This window comes from Frigoribacterium sp. CFBP 13712, assembly GCF_014842255.1.
Taxonomy (GTDB): Bacteria; Actinomycetota; Actinomycetes; order Actinomycetales; family Microbacteriaceae; genus Frigoribacterium.
The window spans coordinates 24658-44115 of record NZ_JACYVH010000003.1; the positions used below are offsets into that span (position 1 = coordinate 24658).

The window sequence follows — 19458 nt, forward strand, 5'->3', positions numbered from 1 at the left end:
CGCCCGCGGGGGCCGCGCCGCGCCTTCTGCGGAACGCTTTTGTCCCGGTCGGCCCGGCGAGCCGCCCGGATATCACGCCCCCGCGGACGTACCATCCACGCATGACCGAGAATGCGAACCTGCTGTGGACGGCCGCCGACGCGCCTCCCGAGGGCGATCCGCATCGGTTCCGCTCGTCGTTCGTCGAGCCCACCCCCACCCCGGCGCCGTTCACGACGCCGACCCCGCAGGAGCTCCACCCCGTGTCCCAGACAGTCCTCCCGGAGGCGCGCGAGAGCATCGCCCCGCGCCCCGCCTCGATCCCCACCCACCGTGCCGACGTGCCCGCGCCGACCGTCGTCGAGAACGACGTGGCCGACTCCCGTCCGGCCAGCGCGCCCCGGCACTCGGTCGCCACCTCGGCGATCACCATCCCCGTCTTCGCCGTGCCCGTCGGCCCCGACCTGCCCCAGCCGCCCGAGCGCGTGACTCTCGACGACGACGTGCTCGCCCGGCTGGTCACCAGGCGGTTCGACGACACCGCCACCGTCGACCTGATGGCCGTCGTCCAGGCCCAGATGCTCGCGCGACGTGCCGAGGCTGCCCGTTTCGCCCGCTGGGAGAACGAGATCAGCCGAGTCGGGACGGACGAGGCGGCACTCGTGCTCGAGCGCACCCGTCTCCGGTTCACCGGGGTCATCGACGTCATCGGGGGAGGCGCGGGTGCAGCAGGTGCGCCGGGTGCCGCCGCACCGGTCGCCCCCGATCTCGACGACAGCGACACCAACCTGATCCCGATCGTCACCCCGGAGGAGGTCGCGGCCGATCTGGCCGCCCGCCAGGAGACCGCCCGCATCGCCGAGCGCGAGCGGCTGGCCGCCGGGTCGACGGGGGAGGCGGCGGTTGCGGCCGCCTCGACCCCGATCTCGACCGGCTCCGCTCCGGCAGTCGTGCCGTCGCCCTTCGTCGGCACCTCCGACGTCGCCTCCTCGTCCGAGGTCGCCTCAACGGGTGCCGCCGCCTCCACAGGTGCGGTCGCCTCCACACGTGCGGTCGCCTCCACACGTGCGGTCGCCTCCACAGGTGCCGCCGCCTCCACCTCCGATGCGGCCGCCGCCTCCGACACCCCCGCCGTCGCCCCGTCCGCCGCGGGCGAGGGCCGTCTGGCGACCCTCCGTACGTCGATCACCCGGGCCAACCCCGTGCTGACGATCTCGGCCGGTGCCGTCGTCGTCGTGGTCGCGCTCACCCTCGTGCTCGCTCTGGTCGCGGGGGAGTCGCTCGGCACGGCCGTCGTCGCCACCCTGGCCGTCCCTCTGATCGGCGCCCTCGCAGCCTTCGTCGGCGTCGTCGCGGTCTCGCGCCGCGCCGGCGACGCCGGGCTCGTCGACCGCCGCGGCCCCATCGCCGTCGTCGCGGCCGTCGTGATCGCCGCGGTGCTCGGCTTCGGCATCCTGTCGCCCGTGGCCGCCGCGCTCGGCTGGCAGGGCTACCTCGTCTCCGGCGTCGGCGCATCCGGCCCCGCCGCCGGGGTCGCCGTGGTGCTGGCGCTGCTCGTCGCCGCAGTGTCGGCGCTCGTGGTCGCCGTGCTGCTCACCGGGGTCCGCCGCTCCGCTCGCGACTAGGCTGACGGGGTGTCCACCCTCGCGTCCGTCTCCGCCGTCATCGAACGTCTCTGGCCCCTCAGCGGCGCCGAGTCGTGGGACTCCCCGGGTCTCGCCGTCGGCGATCCCGAGCGGCCGGTGACGCACATCCACCTGGCCGTCGACGCCGTGCTCGACACCGCCGACGAGGCGATCGCCCTGGGCGCGGACCTCCTGCTCGTCCATCACCCGCTGCTCTTCCGAGGTGCGCGCACGGTGTCCGAAGACACGACGAAGGGCGCGGTGATCGCGCGGCTGATCCGAGCCGACTGCGCTCTGGTCGCCGCCCACACGAACGCCGACGTGGTCGAGACCGGCACCTCGAGGGTGCTCGCCCACCAGATCGGTCTCCTCGACCAGCGGCCGATCACGGCGGGCGGCAGCGAGACGACCGGGCTCGGCGTCGTCGGCCGGCTGTCCGAGCCGATCCCGCTGGTGGCCCTCGCGACGCGACTCCGCGACGTGCTGCCGCCGACCGCCTCCGGCATCCGGGTCGCCGGTCATGCCGAGCATCTCGTCCAGACCGTCGCGCTCTGCGCCGGCGCGGGCGATTCGCTGCTCGACGACCCGGCCGTCCGCGCGGCCGACGTCTTCATCACCAGCGACCTGCGTCACCACCCCGCCTCCGACGCCCGCGAGCTCATGCTCCTCGGTCGCGGCCCGGCCCTGGTCGACATCTCGCACTGGGCGGCCGAATGGCTGTGGCTCGACACGGCCGCCGTCCAGCTCCGTGAGGCCCTCGACGACGTCGAGGTCACGCTGAGCGATCTGCGGACCGACCCGTGGGACTTCGCCGTCGTCCAGTGACGCCGACCCGCCCGCCGGCACCGCGCCTCCTCGGCACCTCCATCCCAGACCATCTGCACCGACACGAAGAAGGCCACGCATGCCGTTGACCGCCAGCCCCGACGACCAGGCCCTGCTGCTCGATCTCCAGAAGCTCGACACGACCCTGCAGCAGCTCGCCCACCGGGCGCGCAACCTCCCCGAGACCGCCGTCCTCGCCACGATCGACGGCGACGCCTCGCGACTGCGCAGCCGACTCGCCTCCGAGCAGGGCGCCCTCGAAGACGCCGAGGTCGAGCTGAAGCGCATCGAGTCCGACGTCGCCGTGGTGCAGGCACGGGTCGCGCGTGACCAGCAGCGTCTCGCGTCGACGTCGTCGGTCAAAGACGTCCAGGCGCTCGAGGGCGAGCTGGCGGCGCTCTCGAAGCGGACCTCCGACCTCGAAGATCTGCAGATGGACGTCATGGAGCGCGTCGAGAGCCTCGGCGCCGTCGCCCGACTGACCCAGAGCGAGCTCGACCAGATCGACGGTCGGCGCGACGAGGCGACCACGTCGCGCGACGAGTCGCTGGCCGGTCTCGAGCGCGAGCGCGTTCAGGTGGCCGCCGACCGCGACACCATCGCCGCCCGCGTGCCCGCCGACCTCCTGGCCCTCTACGAGCGTCAGCGCGAACGCTACGGCGTCGGGGCGTCGCTGCTGCGCGGTGGCGTGTCGAGCGCCAGCGGGGTCACCCTCACCGGCAGCGACCTCGCCGCCGTGCGGGCCGCCTCGGCCTACGACGTTCTGCTCTGCCCCGACAGCGACGCCGTGCTGGTGCGCACGCAGGAGTCCGGTATCTGACCCGAGGGCCACGACGGCCGCGGTCGCCGCTAGGCTGGGTGCGCGAATGGGTCGGCAAGACGGTCGCGTCGGCACGGGTCCGCCCGTGCCGCCGAGGAACGTCCGGGCTCCACAGAGCAGGGCGGTGGGTAACACCCACCCGGGGTGACCCGCGAGACAGTGCAACAGAGAGCAGACCGCCACGGTCGTCGCCGCGAGGCGCGACCGGGGTAAGGGTGAAACGGTGGTGTAAGAGACCACCAGCGGTTCGGGTGACCGACCGGCTAGGTAAACCTCGCCCGGAGCAAGGTCAGACAGAGGGCGTCGAGGTTGCTCGCCGAGTCCTCGGGTAGACCGCTGGAGGGCTGCGGCAACGTAGTCCCGAGAGAGATGGCCGTCCACGGTGCGAGAGCATCGAGACAGAACCCGGCGTAGCAGCCGGCCCATTCGCACCACGTGACATGCCCTGCTGCAGGAGGCGCGCCTCCTGCAGCAGGGCATCGTCGCGTCCGGCCCGGCTGCCCGCACCGCCCTGACTGTCGGTGCTGGCCGCGACCCGACGTGTGTGCAGATCGCGACCGGTCAGCCGGTGCTTCGTGTGCCGAACCCGACCGCTCAGCCGGTGCTCCGTGTGCCGAACCCGACCTGAGGCCCGCGACACGCCGTCTGCACGCGAACGTGAGCGGCGTGCCGACCTCCCCTGGTCGCGAATGGCACACCCGGGGAGGGCGGGTCGGGAGGCGCCGGCCGGGAGGCGCGCCCCGGGAGGCGCGGGTCGCGAGGCGCGCCCCGGCTCAGGCCGCGGGGTGGGACGACGCGGCGAGGGCCGCGGCGCCCATGATGCCCGCGTTGTTGCGGAGCGTCGCCGGCACGATCTCGGCGCGGAGGTCGAGCAGCGGCAGGAACTCGGCGTGGTGCTTCGAGACGCCGCCGCCGACGATGATCAGGCGCGGGTAGAGCAGCGCCTCGAGGTGCGAGTAGTACTTCTGCAGGCGCTTCGCCCAGTGCTTCCAGGTGAGGTCGTCGCGCTCCTTGGCGGCGAACGAGGCCTTCGTCTCGTAGTCCTTGCCGCCGATCTCGAGGTGGCCCAGTTCGGCGTTGACGATCAGGACGCCGTCGTTGATGAGCGCCGTGCCGATGCCGGTGCCGAGGGTCGTCATGATGACCAGCCCCTTGACGTCGCGGGCCGCACCGAAGCGCGTCTCGGCGTAGCCGGCGGCGTCGGCGTCGTTGACGAAGTGGATGTCGCGGCCGAGGGTCTCCTCGAAGAGCTTCTCGGCCTCGAAGCCGATCCACCTCTTCGAGACGTTCGCGGCCGAGAGGGTCGTGCCGTCCATGATCGCGGCGGGGAAGCACACGCCGACGGGCATCGAGTCGTCGTCGACCCCGAGCTCGTCGACGATCTGCTTGACGACCGCGACGATGTCGTCGGGCTCGCCGCCCTCGGGGGTCGGCTTCTTGATCCGGTCGGTGAGCAGCTCTCCCGACTCGAGATCGACGATCGCCCCCTTGATGCCGGTGCCGCCGATGTCGATGCCCACTGCCTTCTGTGCCACGGGTGGGTCCTTCCTAGAGGGGTCGAGAGGTGAGCGTCAGCTCAGGGTGAGGATGTCGGCACCGCGTTCGGTGACGACCAGGGTGTGCTCGAACTGGGCCGTGAGGCTCTTGTCGCGCGTGGTGACCGTCCAGTCGTCCGACCAGACGTCGGCCTCGATGCCGCCGAGGGTGAGCATCGGCTCGATCGTGAAGACCATGCCGACCTCCATGACGTCGTCGAACTGGGGCGCGTCGTAGTGGGGGATGATCAGGCCCGAGTGGAACGCGCGCCCGACGCCGTGCCCCGTGTAGTCGCGGACGACGCCGTAGCCGAAGCGCTTGGCGTACGACTCGATGGCGCGGCCGATCACATTGACCTCGCGGCCGGGGGCCACCGCCTTGATGCCCCGGCGGAGGGCCTCGCGGGTGCGCTCGACGAGGTCGACCGTCTCGGGTGCGCCCTCGCCGACGATGAACGTGCGGTTGAGATCGCCGTGCACCCCGTTCGCGAAGGCGGTGATGTCGATGTTGATCAGATCGCCCTCGACCAGCTCGGTGTCGTCGGGGATGCCGTGGCAGACGACCTCGTTCACCGAGGTGCAGACCGACTTGGGGAACCCCCGGTAGCCGAGCGTCGACGGGTAGGCGTCGTGCGAGACGACGAACTCGTGCGCGATGCGGTCGAGCTCGTCGGTGGTGACGCCGGGGCGGAGGGCCGCCTCGACGGCGTCGATGGCCTGCGACGCGATGCGACCGCTCGCGCGGATCAGCTCGACCGTCTCGGCGTCGTAGACGTCGCCGCCCGTGTAGGGGGTCGGCCCCTTCTTGCCCACGTACTCGGGGCGGGGGATGGATGCGGGGACCGGACGCTGCGCTGAGACCCGGCCCGGAGTCAGGGTTCCGTTGCTGTCCCGGGGCATGGGGTCAAGCTTAGGGGGAGTGTCCGACGACGGGGCGCCTCCTTGCCGTGCCGCGCCCGACGCGCGAGAATCGACGGCATGGTCGCCATCGTCATCGCCCTCATGGTCGTGGGCTCACTCGTCATCATCGCCGGCATCCTCGTGATGCTGCTGTCGCCGGTCGTCTCGGCGCTCCTCGCCCGACGTGCGGGGTCGGCGGCCGGGCCGCGGCCGCAGGTCCGACCGCGGTCGGTCGGCGGGCGGTAGCCTCCACGCATGTCAGAGTTCTGGTTCAACACGAAGACGCACGAGGTCGAAGAGGGCAAGGTCTCGCCCGCGATCGACCGCGCCGGCCCCTACGCCACCCGCGAGGAGGCGGCGAAGGCGATCGAGACCATCAAGGCCCGCAACGCCCGACTCGACGCCGAAGAGGCCGCAGACGACTGATCGCCGTCGGCCCGGCGCCCCTCGCGACACCCGGCTCGTCCAGTAGCCTGGACGCCGAGCAGAAAGGCCGTGAATGGACAAGCAGAGAGACTTCGTTCTTCGAACGATCGAAGAGCGCGGCATCAAGTTCATCCGCCTCTGGTTCACCGACGTGATCGGCACCCTCAAGTCGGTGGCCATCGCCCCGGCAGAGGTCGAGGGCGCCTTCGCCGAGGGCATCGGGTTCGACGGCTCCGCCATCGAGGGTCTCACCCGGTCGTACGAGGCCGACGTGCTCGCGCAGCCCGATCCGACCACGTTCCAGATCCTGCCCTGGCGGGGCGAGATCGACCCCACGGCGCGGATGTTCTGCGACATCACGACCCCCGACGGCCAGCCCGCCGTCGCCGACCCCCGCAACGTCCTGAAGCGCACGCTGGCCCGCGCAGGAGACCGCGGCTTCACGTTCTACACGCACCCCGAGGTCGAGTTCTACCTCCTGAAGAGCGCCCAGATCGGCGAGCAGGGGCCGCAGCCCGTCGACTCGGCCGGCTACTTCGACAACGTCCCCGGGGGCACGGCGCACGACTTCAGGCGTCGCTCGGTCCGCATGCTCGAAGACCTCGGCATCTCGGTCGAGTTCAGCCACCACGAGGCGGGCCCCGGTCAGAACGAGATCGACCTCCGTTACGCCGACGCCCTGACGACGGCGGACAACATCATGACCTTCCGCACGGTCATCAAAGAGGTCGCCATCGAGCAGGGCGTCTACGCGACGTTCATGCCGAAGCCCTTCAGCCAGCACCCCGGTTCGGGAATGCACACCCACATGTCGCTCTTCGAGGGCGACTCGAACGCCTTCTACGAGGCGGGTGCCGAGTACCAGCTCTCGACCATCGGGCGTCAGTTCATCGCCGGTCTGCTCAAGCACGCTCCCGAGATCACGGCCGTGACGAACCAGTTCGTCAACAGCTACAAGCGTCTCTGGGGTGGCGACGAGGCCCCGAGCTTCGTCACCTGGGGGCACAACAACCGCTCCGCTCTGGTGCGCGTCCCGCTCTACAAGCCCAACAAGGGCAACTCGAGCCGGGTCGAGTACCGTGCGATCGACTCGGCGGCGAATCCGTACCTCGCCTTCTCGCTCATGCTGGCCGCCGGTCTCAAGGGCATCGAAGAGGGCTACGAGCTGCCCGCCGAGGCGGAGGACAACGTCTGGGGCATGAGCGACGCCGAGCGTCGCGCCCTCGGCTACAAGCAGCTCCCCGCCAGCCTCGACCACGCGCTGTCGATCATGGAGGACAGCGAGCTCGTCGCCGAGACCCTGGGCGAGCAGGTCTTCAACTACGTCCTGCTCAACAAGCGTCAGGAGTGGAAGGCCTACCGGGCACAGGTGACGCCGTTCGAGCTCAGCTCGAACCTCGAGATCCTCTGAGCCCACGACAGATGCCCCGTCCCGCCGCAGCTCTCTCCGAGCTGGCCCGACTGGGCTTCGCCGAGCTCGGCGAGGCGCGTGACCGCCTCGCCGAGCTCTCGTCGCGGGTCCCCGCGGTGGCCGAGCTGCTGCCCGCCTTCGCGAGCAGCGCCGACCCCGACTCCGCCCTGCTGCAGCTCGAACGTCTGGTCGACCGTGACAGGTCGGCGGTCGAGTCGCTGCTGACCGACGGCTACGGGCCCCGTCTCGTCGTCGTGCTGGGCGCCTCCTCGGGGCTCGGCGACTTCGTCGTGCGTCGCTCCGCCGAGCTCGAGGCGCTCCGCGATCCGCTCGTGCAGCCGCCGTCGGTGGGCGAGTACACCGCCGACCTGCTCGAGTCCGTCGGCGAGCGGGTCGGCGACGAGGCGCGTGTGGCCCTCAGGGTCCGCTATCGGCGGCACCTGCTGCGACTCGCGTCGTTCGACCTCGACTCGCCCGACCCGCTGGCGGTCCTGCCGGTCGTCGCCACCGCCCTCGCCGATCTCGCGGGTGCGGCGCTCGACGCGGGTCTCGCCGTCGCCCGTCGCGAGGTGGCGTTCCCCGCGGAGGACGTCGACCGCACCCGACTGGCCATCATCGGGATGGGCAAGGCGGGGGCGCGCGAGCTCAACTACCTGAGCGACGTGGACGTCGTCTACGTGGCCGAAGGCGCCGACGGCCTCGAGAACGGCCGCGCGGTCGAGATCGCCACCCGCCTGGCCGTGCACACCGTCCGTGTCGTCTCCGAGCTGTCCCTCGAGACCGAGCTCTGGGAGGTCGACGCGAACCTCCGACCGGAGGGCCAGGCCGGGGCGCTGGTCCGCACCCTCGAGTCGCACGTCGCCTACTACGAGCGGTGGGCGAAGGGGTGGGAGTTCCAGGCGCTGCTCAAGGCCCGGCCCCTCGCCGGCGACACCGAGCTGGGCGACCGGTACGTCGAACGCGTCGCGCCCTTCGTCTGGGCCGCCGCGTCGCGGGAGAACTTCGTCGAGTCGGTGCAGCGGATGCGCGAGCGCGTGACCGACCTGATCCCCGCCGACGAGGTCGACCGGCAGCTGAAGCTGGGCCCCGGGGGTCTCCGCGACATCGAGTTCACCATCCAGCTCCTCCAGCTCGTGCACGGTCAGGCCGACGACGGGGTGCGTCAGCGCGCGACTCTCGACGCGCTCGGGGCGCTGGCCCGTCGAGGTTACGTCGGTCGCGCCGAGGCCGCCGAGTTCGACCGCGACTACCGCCTCCTGCGCCTCCTCGAGCACCGCATCCAGCTGTCCCGGCTGCGGCGCACCCACCTCATGCCGGTCGACGAGGGGGCGCTGCGCGTGCTCGCCCGCTCGTCGAGGCTGGGCGCCACGGCGGCCGAGCTGGTGACGACCTGGCACGACGTGCGTCGTCGCGTCCGCACCCTGCACGAGCGGCTCTTCTACCGGCCGCTGCTCTCGGCCGTCGCGGCGCGTCCCGAAGAGGAGCTCGCGCTCAGCAGCGACCAGGCGGCGGCGCGGCTCGCGGTGATCGGCTTCGTCGACCCCCGGGGTGCGCTCGGACACATCGCCGCGCTGACCGCGGGGGTGTCGCGACGGGCGAGCATCCAGCGCCACCTGCTGCCGGCGATGCTGCAGTGGTTCGCCGACGGCACCGACCCCGACCTCGGTCTGCTGGCCTTCCGGCGGTTGAGCGACGGCCTGGGCGAGTCGTACTGGTTCCTCCGCATGCTCCGCGACTCCTCCGGCGCGGCCCACCGGCTCACCACCGTGCTCTCGAGCTCCCGCTTCGTCGCCGATCTGCTCGACCGGATCCCCGAGGCGGCGGCCTGGTTCGAGAACGACCACGAGCTGCGGCCCCGACCCCTCGCCAGCCTGCTCGACGAGGCGCGGGCGACCGTCGCCCGGCACTCCTCCGTCGACGCCGCGGCGGCCGTGCTGCGGCAGTCCCGTCGGCGCGAGATCCTCCGTCTCGCCATGGGCGGCATCCTCGGCCTGCTGAGCATCGACGAGCTCGCTCGCGGACTCTCGGCGGTGACGACGGCCGCCATCTCGGGCACGCTCGCCCTCGCTCGCCGCGACGCCGGCGACCTCGAGTTCGCCGTCATCGCGATGGGTCGCTACGGCGGTGAAGAGCTGGGCTTCGGCTCGGACGCCGATGTCCTCTACGTCTACCGGGCCGAGGGAGACGACGGCACCGCGCACCGGCGTGCCCTGGCCGTGGTCGCCGAGCTGAACCGTCTGACCTCCGACGCCCTCGTCCCGCTCGACCTCGACACCGGGCTCCGCCCCGAGGGCAAGAACGGCACCGTCGCGCGCTCATTGTCGTCGTATCGCGCCTACTACGCGCGCTGGTCGCTCACCTGGGAGGCCCAGTCGCTGCTGCGTGCGCGCCCGGTCGCCGGCGACGAGGGTCTGGCGGCCGAGTTCATGGCCGTCGCCGACGGTGTCCGGTACCCGGAGGCCATATCCGATCAGGAGGTGCGCGAGGTCAAGCGCATCAAGGCCCGTGTCGAGGCGGAGCGGCTCCCGAAGGGCGCCGAGCCGTCCCGTCATCTCAAGCTCGGGCGCGGATCGCTCAGCGACGTCGAGTGGTACGTGCAGCTCCTCCAGCTGCAGCATGCGCACGACACCCCGGGTCTGCGGACGCCGTCGACGCTGGAGGCCCTGGCAGCGGCCGCCGAGGCGGGTCTGCTGTCGAGCGACGACGCTCAGAAGCTGCGGGACGCCTGGACCATCGCCTCCCGGGCTCGCTCCGCCGTCGTGCTGTGGACGTCACGGACGTCCGACGTCCTGCCGACCGACCGGCGCCTCCTCGAGGGGGTCGCCCGGCTCATGGAGTACCCGCCGGGCTCCGCGACCCGGCTCGAAGAGGACTACCTGGCGGCGACCAGGCGGTCGCGGGCCGTCTTCGAACGCGGCTTCTACGGTCTCGACGAGACCCCCGAGCCCACCGGCTGAGTCCCGCTCGGCTGTCTGCCCCGCTCGGCCCTGCGCGAGCCCGCTCGAGTGCGCCGTCCTCCGACCGGCCCTGAACGGCAGGAGGCCCGCACCCCGAGAAGGGGAGCGGGCCTCGTGCGGTGCTCGGAGGTCAGACGCCGAAGTACAGCTCGAACTCGAACGGGTGGGGACGCTGCGCCATGGGCAGGATCTCCTTCTCGCGCTTGTAGGCGATCCAGGTCTCGATGAGGTCTTCCGTGAAGACGTTGCCCTTGGTGAGGAACTCGTGGTCGGCCTCGAGCGCGTCGAGCGCACCGTCGAGCGACGCGGGCACCTGGGGGATGCCCTTCGCCTCCTCGGGGGGCAGCTCGTAGAGGTCCTTGTCGACCGGCTCGTGCGGCTCGATGCGGTTCTGGATGCCGTCGAGGCCGGCCATCAGCTGAGCCGCGAACGCGAGGTACGGGTTCGAGGCGGCGTCGGGGACGCGGAACTCGATGCGCTTGGCCTTCGGATTCGTGCCGGTGATCGGGATGCGGATCGCGGCCGAGCGGTTGCCCGCCGAGTACACGAGGTTGACGGGGGCCTCGAAGCCGGGGATCAGACGGTGGTACGAGTTGATCGACGGGTTCGTGAAGGCCAGGACGGCGGGGGCGTGCTTGAGCAGGCCGCCGATGTACCAGCGGGCGAGGTCGGAGAGACCGCCGTAGCCGTTCTCGTCGTAGAACAGGGGCTTGCCGTCGCTCCACAGCGACTGGTGCGTGTGCATGCCCGAGCCGTTGTCGCCGAAGAGGGGCTTGGGCATGAAGGTCGCGACCTTGCCCCACATCTCGGCGGTGTTCTTGACGATGTACTTGAACTTCAGGATGTCGTCGGCCGCGTGGACCATCGTGTCGAACTTGTAGTTGATCTCCTGCTGACCGCCGGTGCCCACCTCGTGGTGCGCGCGCTCGAGCTCGAGGCCGGCGTCGATCAGCCGCAGGCTGATGTCGTCGCGGAGGTCGGCGGTCTTGTCGACCGGGCTGACCGGGAAGTACCCACCCTTGTAGGCCGTCTTGTTGGCGAGGTTGCCGCCTTCTTCGACGCGACCGGTGTTCCAGGCGCCCTCTTCGCTGTCGACGCTGTAGAAGCTGGCGTTCTGCTTCACCTCGTAGCGGACGTCGTCGAAGATGTAGAACTCGGCTTCGGGGGCGAAGAACGCGGTGTCCGCGATGCCCGTCGATGCAAGGTACTTCTCGGCCTTCTTGGCCACCTGACGCGGGTCGCGGCTGTAGAGCTCGCCGTTGCGCGGGTTGAAGATGTCGAAGACGAGGATGAGCGTGCGCTCGGCACGGAACGGGTCGACGTATCCGGTCGTGACGTCGGGGATGAGCTGCATGTCCGACTCGTGGATGGAGGCGAAGCCACGGATGGACGATCCGTCGAAGAGCTGCCCGACGGAGAAGAACTCCTCGTCGACCGTGGAGGCGGGGATGTTGAAGTGCTGCTGGACACCGGGAAGATCGGTGAAGCGGATGTCAAGGAACTTGACGTCGGTGTCCTTGATGAACTTCAGCACCTCGGAAGAATCAGTGAACATACGAGATGTCTCTCCAATGGGCTTGACTGGAACGGATCGGCCACGGCTGCAGCCTGTATCGAGGGTATTGAGGGGCCGTTTCGCCGCAGTGTCCCTGATGTTTCCGGCATGTTACGGCTGCCCTGATCGGTAGGCTCATGGGCATGCCTCAGACCCCTCGAACACCGCCCGGCGGCCCCGACAGGGCAGGAGGCGCGGCGGGCGGACAACAGGCCTGGCCCGGTCGTCGACTCGGTCTCCCCGAGAGCGGACCGCGGTCGATCGCGAGACTCGGGCGCCGCGTCGCCGCCATCGCGATCGACTGGGCTCTCGCCTACATCGTGGCCTTCGCGTTCTTCGGGGGCGAGGGCATCGCCATCACGATCGTCTTCGTCCTCGTGCAGATCGTCTTCCTGATCACGCTCGGCGGCACGATCGGTCATCTCGCCCTGCGGATGCGGGTGGTGCCGATGGCCGGCGGGTACCTCGGCCTCTGGCGCCCTGTCGTGCGGACTCTGCTGGTCGCCCTGGTGATCCCCGCCGTGGTCTTCGACCTCGACCAGCGCGGTCTCCACGACCGGATCGCCGGCACCGTGCTCGTCCGCGTCTGACCGTCCGGTCACGACGAAGCCGCCGCCGTTCCCGAGGGGGAGCGGCGGCGGCTTCGTGATCGCAGGAGGCGCGGGTCAGCGCGGTCGACCGGCGCGGGCCTTGAACGGGTCGACGCCCTTGGGGATGGGCAGGCCGTTCTGACCGAGCGACTGCAGGCGGTTGCCCACCGCCAGGACCTCGTTGCGGTTGATGGCCTTCTTCAGCTTGTTCATCCGACCGGCCAGCTTGTGCAGCGGCACGGCGTCCGAGTCGGGGCCCACGTGGAGGACCGTGATCGGGACGTTGGGGAGGACCCGGGCGACCTTGCGACGCTCCTCGTCGACCAGGCGCTTCGTCTGGCCGGCCGCGCCCTCGGCGATGAGCACGACGCCCGGCTTGCCGACCGCGCGGTAGACCGCGGCCTGGCTCCGGCCCTGGACGGCGACGGGCATCTCGTTGGCACGCCAGGCGCGTCGGAGTCCGCTCTTCATGACCGCGCCCACGGCGCCGGGCTGACCCTCGATCTGCGAGTAGGCCGCGCGCTCCGCACGACGACCGAGCACGAGCAGCAGCAGCAGGATGCCGAGCATGACGCCGACCACGATGTAGAGGACGAGCGCGAGGACGTTCCCCTCGGAGAGCAGGATGCCCGCGGCCACACCGAGCAGGATCGGGACGATCAGCACCGCCAGCATCAGCGGCAGCGCCGTCTTGTCGATCCGGCGGGTCATCTGGAAGACCTGCCACATCTGCTTGAAACGGCCCGGTTCCTTGGGCGGTTTCGGGGTCGTGTTCTCCGGAGACTTACGTGCCATGCTCACAGGATACGGGTTCGCCCGCCGTCACGAGTCCTCCCCGAGACCGCCGTCCGCGAACGCGTCCCCAGACGGCCGCCGGCTCCGCCGTCCCCGTGCCGGCGTGCACGACTCTCGAGTCATGTCGAGCACCCGTGTCGGGCCCTACGAGGCCGAGCCCGTCGACGGGCCTCCGCCGTTCCGGTGGTGGACCTCGACGTGGTCGTCGGGCGAGCCCGTGCTGCTCCGCGCCTCCCCCTCCTCGACCCGTGAGGCCCTCGTCGAGGCAGCGGCCCTGTGCTGCGCCGACCACCCCCATGTGGTCGAGGTGCTCGACGTCTTCCACCTCGACGGCCGACCGGTCGTGGTGACCCGGGGTGTCCCGTCGATCAGACTGGACGCCTGGCTCGCGGGCCGCGGCACGCTCGCGCGCGGCGAGGCCGTCACCCTCGTCGTGCCCCTGGCCTCCGCCCTCGGGCACCTGGCCGCTCGGGGCGTGGTCCCCGCGGGGCTGCCGCCTCACGACATCGGCATCGACGATCGCGGTGCACCGGTCATCATCGGTCTGAGCTCCGGCGACGTCGCGGTCTCGACCGCGCCGCCGGATTCCCTCTCCGGCACGCTCTCGACCGCGGCTCTCGCCGGCCATCCCGGGGTGGCCGATCTCTGGTCGCTGGTCGTCGACCGCCTCGACGACGACTCGTGCCGGGGCGTGCCGCCGACCACTCCCGACGAGCTGCTCGAGTGGGCTCATGACCTCGGCGAGCCCCGGCCGTTGCCGACGGTGTTCCTCACCCCATCGGTCGGTGCGGTGGGGGAGCAGTCGACGGCGACCCTGCGGGCGGCGCCCCGCGAGACACCCGCCTGGCTGGCCGTGCTGCCCGAGAGCGCCCTGATCGACCGGGCCCTCGCGTGGTGGCACGATCGACCGCGGGCTCCGCTGCGGGATCGACTCCGAGTCGTCCGCCCACGCTTCTGGGTCGTGGCCGGCGTGCTCGTCCTGTCTCTCGTGGGGGCGTCCCTCCTCTCTCCGAGGGAGGATGCCGCGACGGACGCCGACGGGCTTCCCCGCCCGTCGACGTCCCCGCTGTGGGCGGATGCGTCGGGAGGGCCGCCGCCGGGCATGTCGCCGACCGCCACGCCCTCCGCCGAGGAGGCCGTGCTGCGAGGTGACGACGCAGCAGCCGCGACGGCCGTCCTGCTGGAGGCACGGGTCGAGTGCCTGAGAGACCCCACCCCCTCCTGCATCGCCGCGGTCGACCACCACGGGTCACCCCTCGCCCGGTCGGATTCCGCCCTGGTCGACGACCCCGCCGCCACCGCCCAGGCACTCCTGCCGACCCGCCTGGGCCCGGAGACCCAGCGTCTCGGCGAGAGCGTGCTGTTCGAAGCTCACACCGCGGACGACGAACCGGCCTCGGTCCTCGTGGTGAGGACCGAGGCCGGTTGGCGGCTTCGCGAGATCATCGCCCGTCAGTGACGGGCTGCGGATCAGATGCCGAGCTTCGCGGTGAAGTCGCCGGCCTCGAGGCGGTCCTTGACGGCGACCAGGAATCGCGCAGCGTCGGCACCGTCGACGATGCGGTGGTCGTACGACAGGGCCAGGTACACCATCGAGCGGACGGCGATCGCCTCGCCACCGTCGGTCTTGACGACCACGGGGCGCTTGACGACGATGCCTGTACCGAGGATGGCGACCTGAGGCAGGAACACCACCGGCGTGTCGAACAGCGCGCCCCGCGAACCCGTGTTCGTCACGGTGAAGGTGCCACCGGCCAGCTCGTCGGGCTTCAGCTTGTTGTCGCGGGTCCGCTGCGCGAGATCGGCGATCTGGGCGGCGATGCCGGCCAGGTCGAGATCGGCGGCGTTCTTGATGACCGGAGTCAGGAGACCCCGTTCGGTGTCGACCGCCATGCTGATGTTCTCGTGGTCGGGGTAGACGATCGAGTCACCGTCCACCGTCGCGTTGAGCTTCGGGTGAGCCTGGAGGGCCTCCGCCGCCGCGAGGGTGAAGAACGGCAGGAAGGACAGCTTGTTGCCGGTCTTCTCCAGGAAGGCGGCCTTGTTCGCGTCGCGGAACGACGCCACCTTGGTGACGTCGACCTCGACGACGCTGGTCAGCTGGGCCATGGCCTGCATCGACTGCACGGCGCGCTCGGCGACGACCTTGCGGAGTCGCGTCATCGGGACGGTCGTTCCACGGAGGGGCGAGATCTCGAGGGGCGCCGGCGCTGCGCTCGTCGACGCCGTGCTCGACTCGGCGGTCTTCGCGGACGCGGCCTCAGCGGCTGAGAGGACGTCCTCCTTGCGGATGCGCCCGCCGACACCGCTGCCCGAGAGGGACGACAGGTCGACGCCCTTCTCGTTCGCGAGCTTGCGGACCAGAGGCGTGACGTAGCCCGCGGTCGAACCGGAGTCCGACGACGGGGCGGCGGCGGGTGCCGCGGCAGCGGGAGCAGCAGCGGCCGGCGCGGCTGCGGCCGGCGCGGCGGGAGCCGACGGCGCTGCGGCGGGGACGGCCGGAGCGGCCTGCGGTGCCGCAGCCTGAGGAGCCGCCGGGGCCGGGTCGACGGCGGGAGCGGGCTCGGGGGCCGAAGCCTCGGCCTCCTCGCCGGGTGCCGGAGCAGCGGACGAGGGCAGCTCGGCGTCCCCGGCGTCGTCGCCATCTTCGGCGGCGGCTTCGGGCTCGTCGGACTGCTCGGCGTCGTCGCTCGACTCGCCGGCGTCCTCGGCCGGTGCGTCGGACGAGCCGTCGCCGATGCGGACGAGTGCCGTGCCGACCTCGACGGTCTCGTCTTCCGGCACGAGGATCTCTTCGATCACACCGGCCACGGGCGACGGGATCTCGGTGTCGACCTTGTCGGTCGAGACCTCGAGCAGCGGCTCGTCGACCTCGACGCGGTCACCGACATTCTTGAGCCAGCGGGTGACCGTGCCCTCGGTGACGCTCTCACCGAGTGCCGGGAGGTTGACGGATTCGCTCATCTGTGGAACTCCTTTGACGACATTGCGTGTCTTTGTGTGTGTAAGTGCGGTGGGTGCTACATCGCGTGAAGCGGCTTGCCGGCCAGAGCCAGCATCGCCTCACCGAGAGCTTCGTTCTGCGTCGGGTGCGCGTGGATCAGGGGCGCGACGTCCTCGGGGTAGGCCTCCCAGTTGACGGCCAGCTGAGCCTCGCCGATCAGCTCGCCCACGCGGGCGCCGATCATGTGGACGCCGACCACGGGCCCGTCGACGACGCGGACGACCTTGACCGAACCCGCAGTGCCGATGATGTGGCTCTTGCCGTTGCCGGCGAGGTTGTAGTCGTAGCTGGTGATCTTGTCGGAGCCGTGCTTCTCCGAGGCCTTCGCCTCGGTGAGACCGACTGAGGCGACCTCGGGGTCGGAGTACGTGACCTTGGGGATGTTGACGTCCTCGATCACGACGGGCTTCAGGCCCGCGATCTCCTCGGCGACGAAGATGCCGTGCTGGAAGCTCCGGTGCGCGAGCTGGAGTCCGGGGACGATGTCGCCCACGGCGTAGACGCCGGGCACCGAGGTGGCGAGGCGCTCGTTCGTGATGACGAAGCCGCGGTCGACCGTCACTCCGGCCTCCTCGAAGCCGAGACCAGCAGTCGAGGGGCCGCGACCCACCGCGACCAGCAGGAGGTCGGCGTCGAACGTCTTGCCGTCCTCCAGCGTCACGACGACACCGTCGTCGTTCTGGGTGACTCCCTGGAATCGCACACCGAGCGAGAATTCGATGCCGCGTTTGCGGAACGCGCGCTCGAACTGCTTGCTGATCGATTCCTCCTCGTTGGGGACGAGGTGGGGGAGCGCCTCGATGATGGTCACCTCGGCGCCGAAGGACTTCCAGACGCTGGCGAACTCGACGCCGATCACGCCGCCGCCCAGGATGGCGACCTTGTTCGGGACGTGGTCGAGGGAGAGAGCCTGCTCGCTCGTGATGACCTTCCCTCCGATGTCGAGCCCGGGGAGGCTGCGCGAGTACGAACCGGTGGCGAGGACGATGTTCTTCGCCTTCAGGGTCGTGTCGCCGACCTGGACGGTCGACGGCGACGTGAGTCGACCCTCGCCCTCGACGGTCGTGATCTTGCGCGCCTTCAGCAGACCCTGGAGACCCTTGTACTTGCTGGCGACGACACCCTCGCGGTAGGTCGTCACGGCCGGGATGTCGATCCCGTGGAAGTCGGTGTGCACGCCGTACTTGGCCGACTCGCGCGAGACGTCGGCCACCTCGGCCGAGTGCAGGAGCGCCTTGGTGGGGATGCATCCCCGGTGGAGGCAGGTCCCGCCGACCTTGTCCTTCTCGACCAGCGCGACGCTCAGCCCCAGCTCGGTCGCCCGCAGCGCCGCGGCGTATCCGCCGCTCCCGCCACCGAGCACCACCAGGTCAAAATTCTGTTCCGACACCCAGCAACTCCCTCGTGCGTTCGGAGGTACCCCGCGCCGGGTGGGGAGGCGCCGTCGTGGTGACGACGACACGTCGCCCGCTTCGCCTCCGACGTGTCGTGGAGGCGGACCGGCGTTCAGGGACCGTTCTCGACGGGATTCTCCCGCCTCGTCGACCCTACTACGCGGCCGAAAAGTCGGAGGCCAGCTCTAGCAGGGTTCTCACGGAAACGCCGGTAGAGCCCTTGCCGGTGTAGCCGTAGCCGCCGGCCTTGTTGTTCGACGGGCCGGCGATGTCGAGGTGGACCCACGGGAGTGCGGTGTCGGCGCCGTCCTTCTTCCCCACGAACTCGTTCAGGAACACCCCGGCGAGCAGCATCCCCGCGGCGGTGTTGCCGGGGGTCGCATTCACGAGGTCCGCCACGTCGGACGCCAGGCGCGCCTTGAGCTCGCCGGGCAGGGGCATGCGCCAGAACGTCTCGCCGATCGAGTCCGCCAGCTCGACCACGCGGGAGGCCAGCGCGTCGTTGCCCATGACTCCGACGGTGCGCATCCCGAGTGCGACCACCTGGGCGCCGGTCAGGGTCGCCACGTCGACGATCGCGTCCGGCTGCTCCTCGCTGGCCGCGACGAGACCGTCGGCCATGACCAGGCGGCCCTCCGCGTCGGTGTTCGTCACCTCGACGGTGGTGCCGCCCTTGATGGTCAGGACGTCGTCGGGCCGGATCGCCGTGCCGCTCGGCATGTTCTCGGCGACGCACAGCCAGGCGGTCAGACGCACGGGCAGCGCCAGCTCGGCGGCCGCGACGGTGACGGCGAGCACGGTGGCCGCACCCGTCATGTCGTCCTTCATGCCGAGCATCGAGGCTGCGGGCTTCAGCGAGAGCCCGCCGGTGTCGTACGTGATGCCCTTGCCGACCAGGGCCAGGTGCTTCGTCGCCCCCTCGGGGCGGTATTCGACCTTGACCAGGCGCGGGCCCCGGCTCGAGCCCTGGCCGACGCCGAGGATGCCTCCGAAGCCGCCCGCCAGCAGTTCGTCCTCGGCGAGCACGGTGACCTCGAGGGCGGTGCCCTCGGCCAGCGAGACGGCCTTGTCGGCGAGCGCCTGGGGGAACATCTGCTGCGGGGGAGTGTTCGAGAGGTCACGGACCGTGTGCACGGCGGTCGCGACGATGCGGGCCCGCTCGGCGGTCGCCGGATCGACCGGCACGTCGGTGGCGAGCACGATGTCGTGTGCGTGTCGACGGGAGTCCGACGCGGTCGTGGAGCGGAACGCGTCGAATTCGTACGAGGCGATGGCGGCTCCCTCCAGCGCGGCCAGCGCCTCCTGGGTGCCGGTCACGGGGAGGGCGATCACGACGCGGTCGACGCCCGTCAGCTGACGGACGGCCGATCCGGCCGCGTAGCGCAGCGATTCGGCGTCGACGGTGTCGCCGAGTCCGATCAGTGCGATTCCGGAGGCGCGCACGGCCGTGCCGGGCAGCCGGACCAGCTCGTCGCGCGCCCCGGTCACGCCGACGGCGGAGAGGACGTCGGCCAGGCCTTCGACCGGAGTGGTGAGCTCCGGGCCCGACGAGGTCTTGCGGACGCCGACGACGAGGACGTCCCCCTCGATCTCGGCGGGGGTGGTCGTGCTGGTGGTCAGAGTCGAAACGGTCATGCCTCGA

The 19458-nt window shown here is 70.9% G+C and carries 16 protein-coding genes and 1 other RNA gene; 10 read left to right on the forward strand and 7 right to left on the reverse strand.

Annotated features, from left to right (window positions below):
* Positions 1-101 precede the first annotated feature (101 nt).
* The 4 genes from IFT51_RS06310 (at position 102) to rnpB (ending at position 3678) form a co-directional block, all read left to right on the forward strand.
* A complete protein-coding gene (locus IFT51_RS06310; protein WP_192060245.1) occupies positions 102-1604 on the forward strand; it encodes a hypothetical protein in 1503 nt (500 codons plus the stop codon).
* Between the two features lie 9 nt (positions 1605-1613).
* Complete coding sequence (locus IFT51_RS06315; protein ID WP_192060246.1) at positions 1614-2429, forward strand: Nif3-like dinuclear metal center hexameric protein; 816 nt, start codon at positions 1614-1616, stop codon at positions 2427-2429.
* A gap of 79 nt (positions 2430-2508) precedes the next feature.
* The gene (locus tag IFT51_RS06320) at positions 2509-3249 is read left to right on the forward strand and encodes a zinc ribbon domain-containing protein (protein WP_243215311.1); all 741 of its coding nucleotides are present in this window, start codon (positions 2509-2511) and stop codon (positions 3247-3249) included.
* Positions 3250-3296: 47 nt separating this feature from the next.
* An RNA gene (rnpB, locus tag IFT51_RS06325) (RNase P RNA component class A) lies at positions 3297-3678 on the forward strand.
* Between the two features lie 344 nt (positions 3679-4022).
* Here the strand turns inward: rnpB and ppgK are convergent.
* Positions 4023-4784, reverse strand: coding sequence for a polyphosphate--glucose phosphotransferase (gene ppgK / locus IFT51_RS06330; protein WP_192060247.1), 762 nt, complete (start codon positions 4782-4784; stop codon positions 4023-4025).
* 36 nt (positions 4785-4820) lie between these two features.
* Positions 4821-5684, reverse strand: a complete 864-nt coding sequence (map, locus tag IFT51_RS06335) for a type I methionyl aminopeptidase (protein ID WP_192060248.1) — start codon at positions 5682-5684, stop codon at positions 4821-4823.
* Positions 5685-5762: 78 nt separating this feature from the next.
* Between map and IFT51_RS06340 the strand changes: the two genes are divergently transcribed.
* The 4 genes from IFT51_RS06340 to IFT51_RS06355 all read left to right on the forward strand — a co-directional run bounded on the left by IFT51_RS06340 (position 5763) and on the right by IFT51_RS06355 (position 10478).
* A complete protein-coding gene (locus IFT51_RS06340) occupies positions 5763-5930 on the forward strand; it encodes a hypothetical protein (protein WP_192060249.1) in 168 nt (55 codons plus the stop codon).
* A gap of 9 nt (positions 5931-5939) precedes the next feature.
* On the forward strand, positions 5940-6110 hold the full coding sequence (locus tag IFT51_RS06345; RefSeq protein ID WP_192060250.1) for an SPOR domain-containing protein: 171 nt from the start codon (positions 5940-5942) through the stop codon (positions 6108-6110).
* 73 nt (positions 6111-6183) lie between these two features.
* On the forward strand, positions 6184-7521 hold the full coding sequence (locus tag IFT51_RS06350; RefSeq protein ID WP_192060251.1) for a glutamine synthetase family protein: 1338 nt from the start codon (positions 6184-6186) through the stop codon (positions 7519-7521).
* A gap of 11 nt (positions 7522-7532) precedes the next feature.
* Positions 7533-10478 (forward strand): bifunctional [glutamine synthetase] adenylyltransferase/[glutamine synthetase]-adenylyl-L-tyrosine phosphorylase, encoded by a 2946-nt coding sequence (locus tag IFT51_RS06355; protein ID WP_192060252.1) that lies wholly within the window; start codon positions 7533-7535, stop codon positions 10476-10478.
* A 130-nt stretch (positions 10479-10608) separates the two neighbouring features.
* Here the strand turns inward: IFT51_RS06355 and glnA are convergent, their stop codons facing one another.
* Positions 10609-12033, reverse strand: a complete 1425-nt coding sequence (gene glnA / locus IFT51_RS06360; RefSeq protein WP_192060253.1) for a type I glutamate--ammonia ligase — start codon at positions 12031-12033, stop codon at positions 10609-10611.
* 143 nt (positions 12034-12176) lie between these two features.
* On the opposite strand from glnA, the gene IFT51_RS06365 reads away from it, so the two are divergent.
* Positions 12177-12623, forward strand: coding sequence for an RDD family protein (locus IFT51_RS06365; RefSeq protein WP_192060254.1), 447 nt, complete (start codon positions 12177-12179; stop codon positions 12621-12623).
* 75 nt (positions 12624-12698) lie between these two features.
* Here IFT51_RS06365 and IFT51_RS06370 read toward each other — a convergent pair whose 3' ends face one another.
* Positions 12699-13418, reverse strand: coding sequence for a DUF4191 domain-containing protein (locus IFT51_RS06370; protein WP_192060255.1), 720 nt, complete (start codon positions 13416-13418; stop codon positions 12699-12701).
* Between the two features lie 121 nt (positions 13419-13539).
* Between IFT51_RS06370 and IFT51_RS06375 the strand changes: the two genes are divergently transcribed.
* Positions 13540-14877 (forward strand): hypothetical protein, encoded by a 1338-nt coding sequence (locus tag IFT51_RS06375; RefSeq protein ID WP_192060256.1) that lies wholly within the window; start codon positions 13540-13542, stop codon positions 14875-14877.
* Positions 14878-14888: 11 nt separating this feature from the next.
* On the opposite strand, the gene sucB is transcribed toward IFT51_RS06375, so the two are convergent.
* The 3 genes from sucB to IFT51_RS06390 all read right to left on the reverse strand — a co-directional run bounded on the left by sucB (position 14889) and on the right by IFT51_RS06390 (position 19451).
* On the reverse strand, positions 14889-16382 hold the full coding sequence (sucB, locus tag IFT51_RS06380; RefSeq protein WP_192060257.1) for a 2-oxoglutarate dehydrogenase, E2 component, dihydrolipoamide succinyltransferase: 1494 nt from the start codon (positions 16380-16382) through the stop codon (positions 14889-14891).
* Positions 16383-16438: 56 nt separating this feature from the next.
* Complete coding sequence (gene lpdA, locus IFT51_RS06385; protein WP_192060258.1) at positions 16439-17812, reverse strand: dihydrolipoyl dehydrogenase; 1374 nt, start codon at positions 17810-17812, stop codon at positions 16439-16441.
* A gap of 160 nt (positions 17813-17972) precedes the next feature.
* Complete coding sequence (locus IFT51_RS06390; protein ID WP_192060259.1) at positions 17973-19451, reverse strand: leucyl aminopeptidase; 1479 nt, start codon at positions 19449-19451, stop codon at positions 17973-17975.
* Between the last annotated feature and the right edge of the window lie 7 nt (positions 19452-19458).

What these genes read in the sequence shown, in the direction of transcription:
- IFT51_RS06310 (WP_192060245.1), top strand. Translation starts at nt 102, where the DNA reads ATGACCGAGAATGCGAACCTGCTGTGGACGGCCGCCGACGCGCCTCCC.
- IFT51_RS06320 (WP_243215311.1), top strand. Translation starts at nt 2,509, where the DNA reads ATGCCGTTGACCGCCAGCCCCGACGACCAGGCCCTGCTGCTCGATCTC.
- map (WP_192060248.1), bottom strand. Translation starts at nt 5,684, where the DNA reads ATGCCCCGGGACAGCAACGGAACCCTGACTCCGGGCCGGGTCTCAGCG.
- IFT51_RS06340 (WP_192060249.1), top strand. Translation starts at nt 5,763, where the DNA reads ATGGTCGCCATCGTCATCGCCCTCATGGTCGTGGGCTCACTCGTCATC.
- IFT51_RS06345 (WP_192060250.1), top strand. Translation starts at nt 5,940, where the DNA reads ATGTCAGAGTTCTGGTTCAACACGAAGACGCACGAGGTCGAAGAGGGC.
- IFT51_RS06350 (WP_192060251.1), top strand. Translation starts at nt 6,184, where the DNA reads ATGGACAAGCAGAGAGACTTCGTTCTTCGAACGATCGAAGAGCGCGGC.
- IFT51_RS06355 (WP_192060252.1), top strand. Translation starts at nt 7,533, where the DNA reads ATGCCCCGTCCCGCCGCAGCTCTCTCCGAGCTGGCCCGACTGGGCTTC.
- glnA (WP_192060253.1), bottom strand. Translation starts at nt 12,033, where the DNA reads ATGTTCACTGATTCTTCCGAGGTGCTGAAGTTCATCAAGGACACCGAC.
- IFT51_RS06365 (WP_192060254.1), top strand. Translation starts at nt 12,177, where the DNA reads ATGCCTCAGACCCCTCGAACACCGCCCGGCGGCCCCGACAGGGCAGGA.
- IFT51_RS06370 (WP_192060255.1), bottom strand. Translation starts at nt 13,418, where the DNA reads ATGGCACGTAAGTCTCCGGAGAACACGACCCCGAAACCGCCCAAGGAA.
- IFT51_RS06375 (WP_192060256.1), top strand. Translation starts at nt 13,540, where the DNA reads ATGTCGAGCACCCGTGTCGGGCCCTACGAGGCCGAGCCCGTCGACGGG.
- sucB (WP_192060257.1), bottom strand. Translation starts at nt 16,382, where the DNA reads ATGAGCGAATCCGTCAACCTCCCGGCACTCGGTGAGAGCGTCACCGAG.
- IFT51_RS06390 (WP_192060259.1), bottom strand. Translation starts at nt 19,451, where the DNA reads ATGACCGTTTCGACTCTGACCACCAGCACGACCACCCCCGCCGAGATC.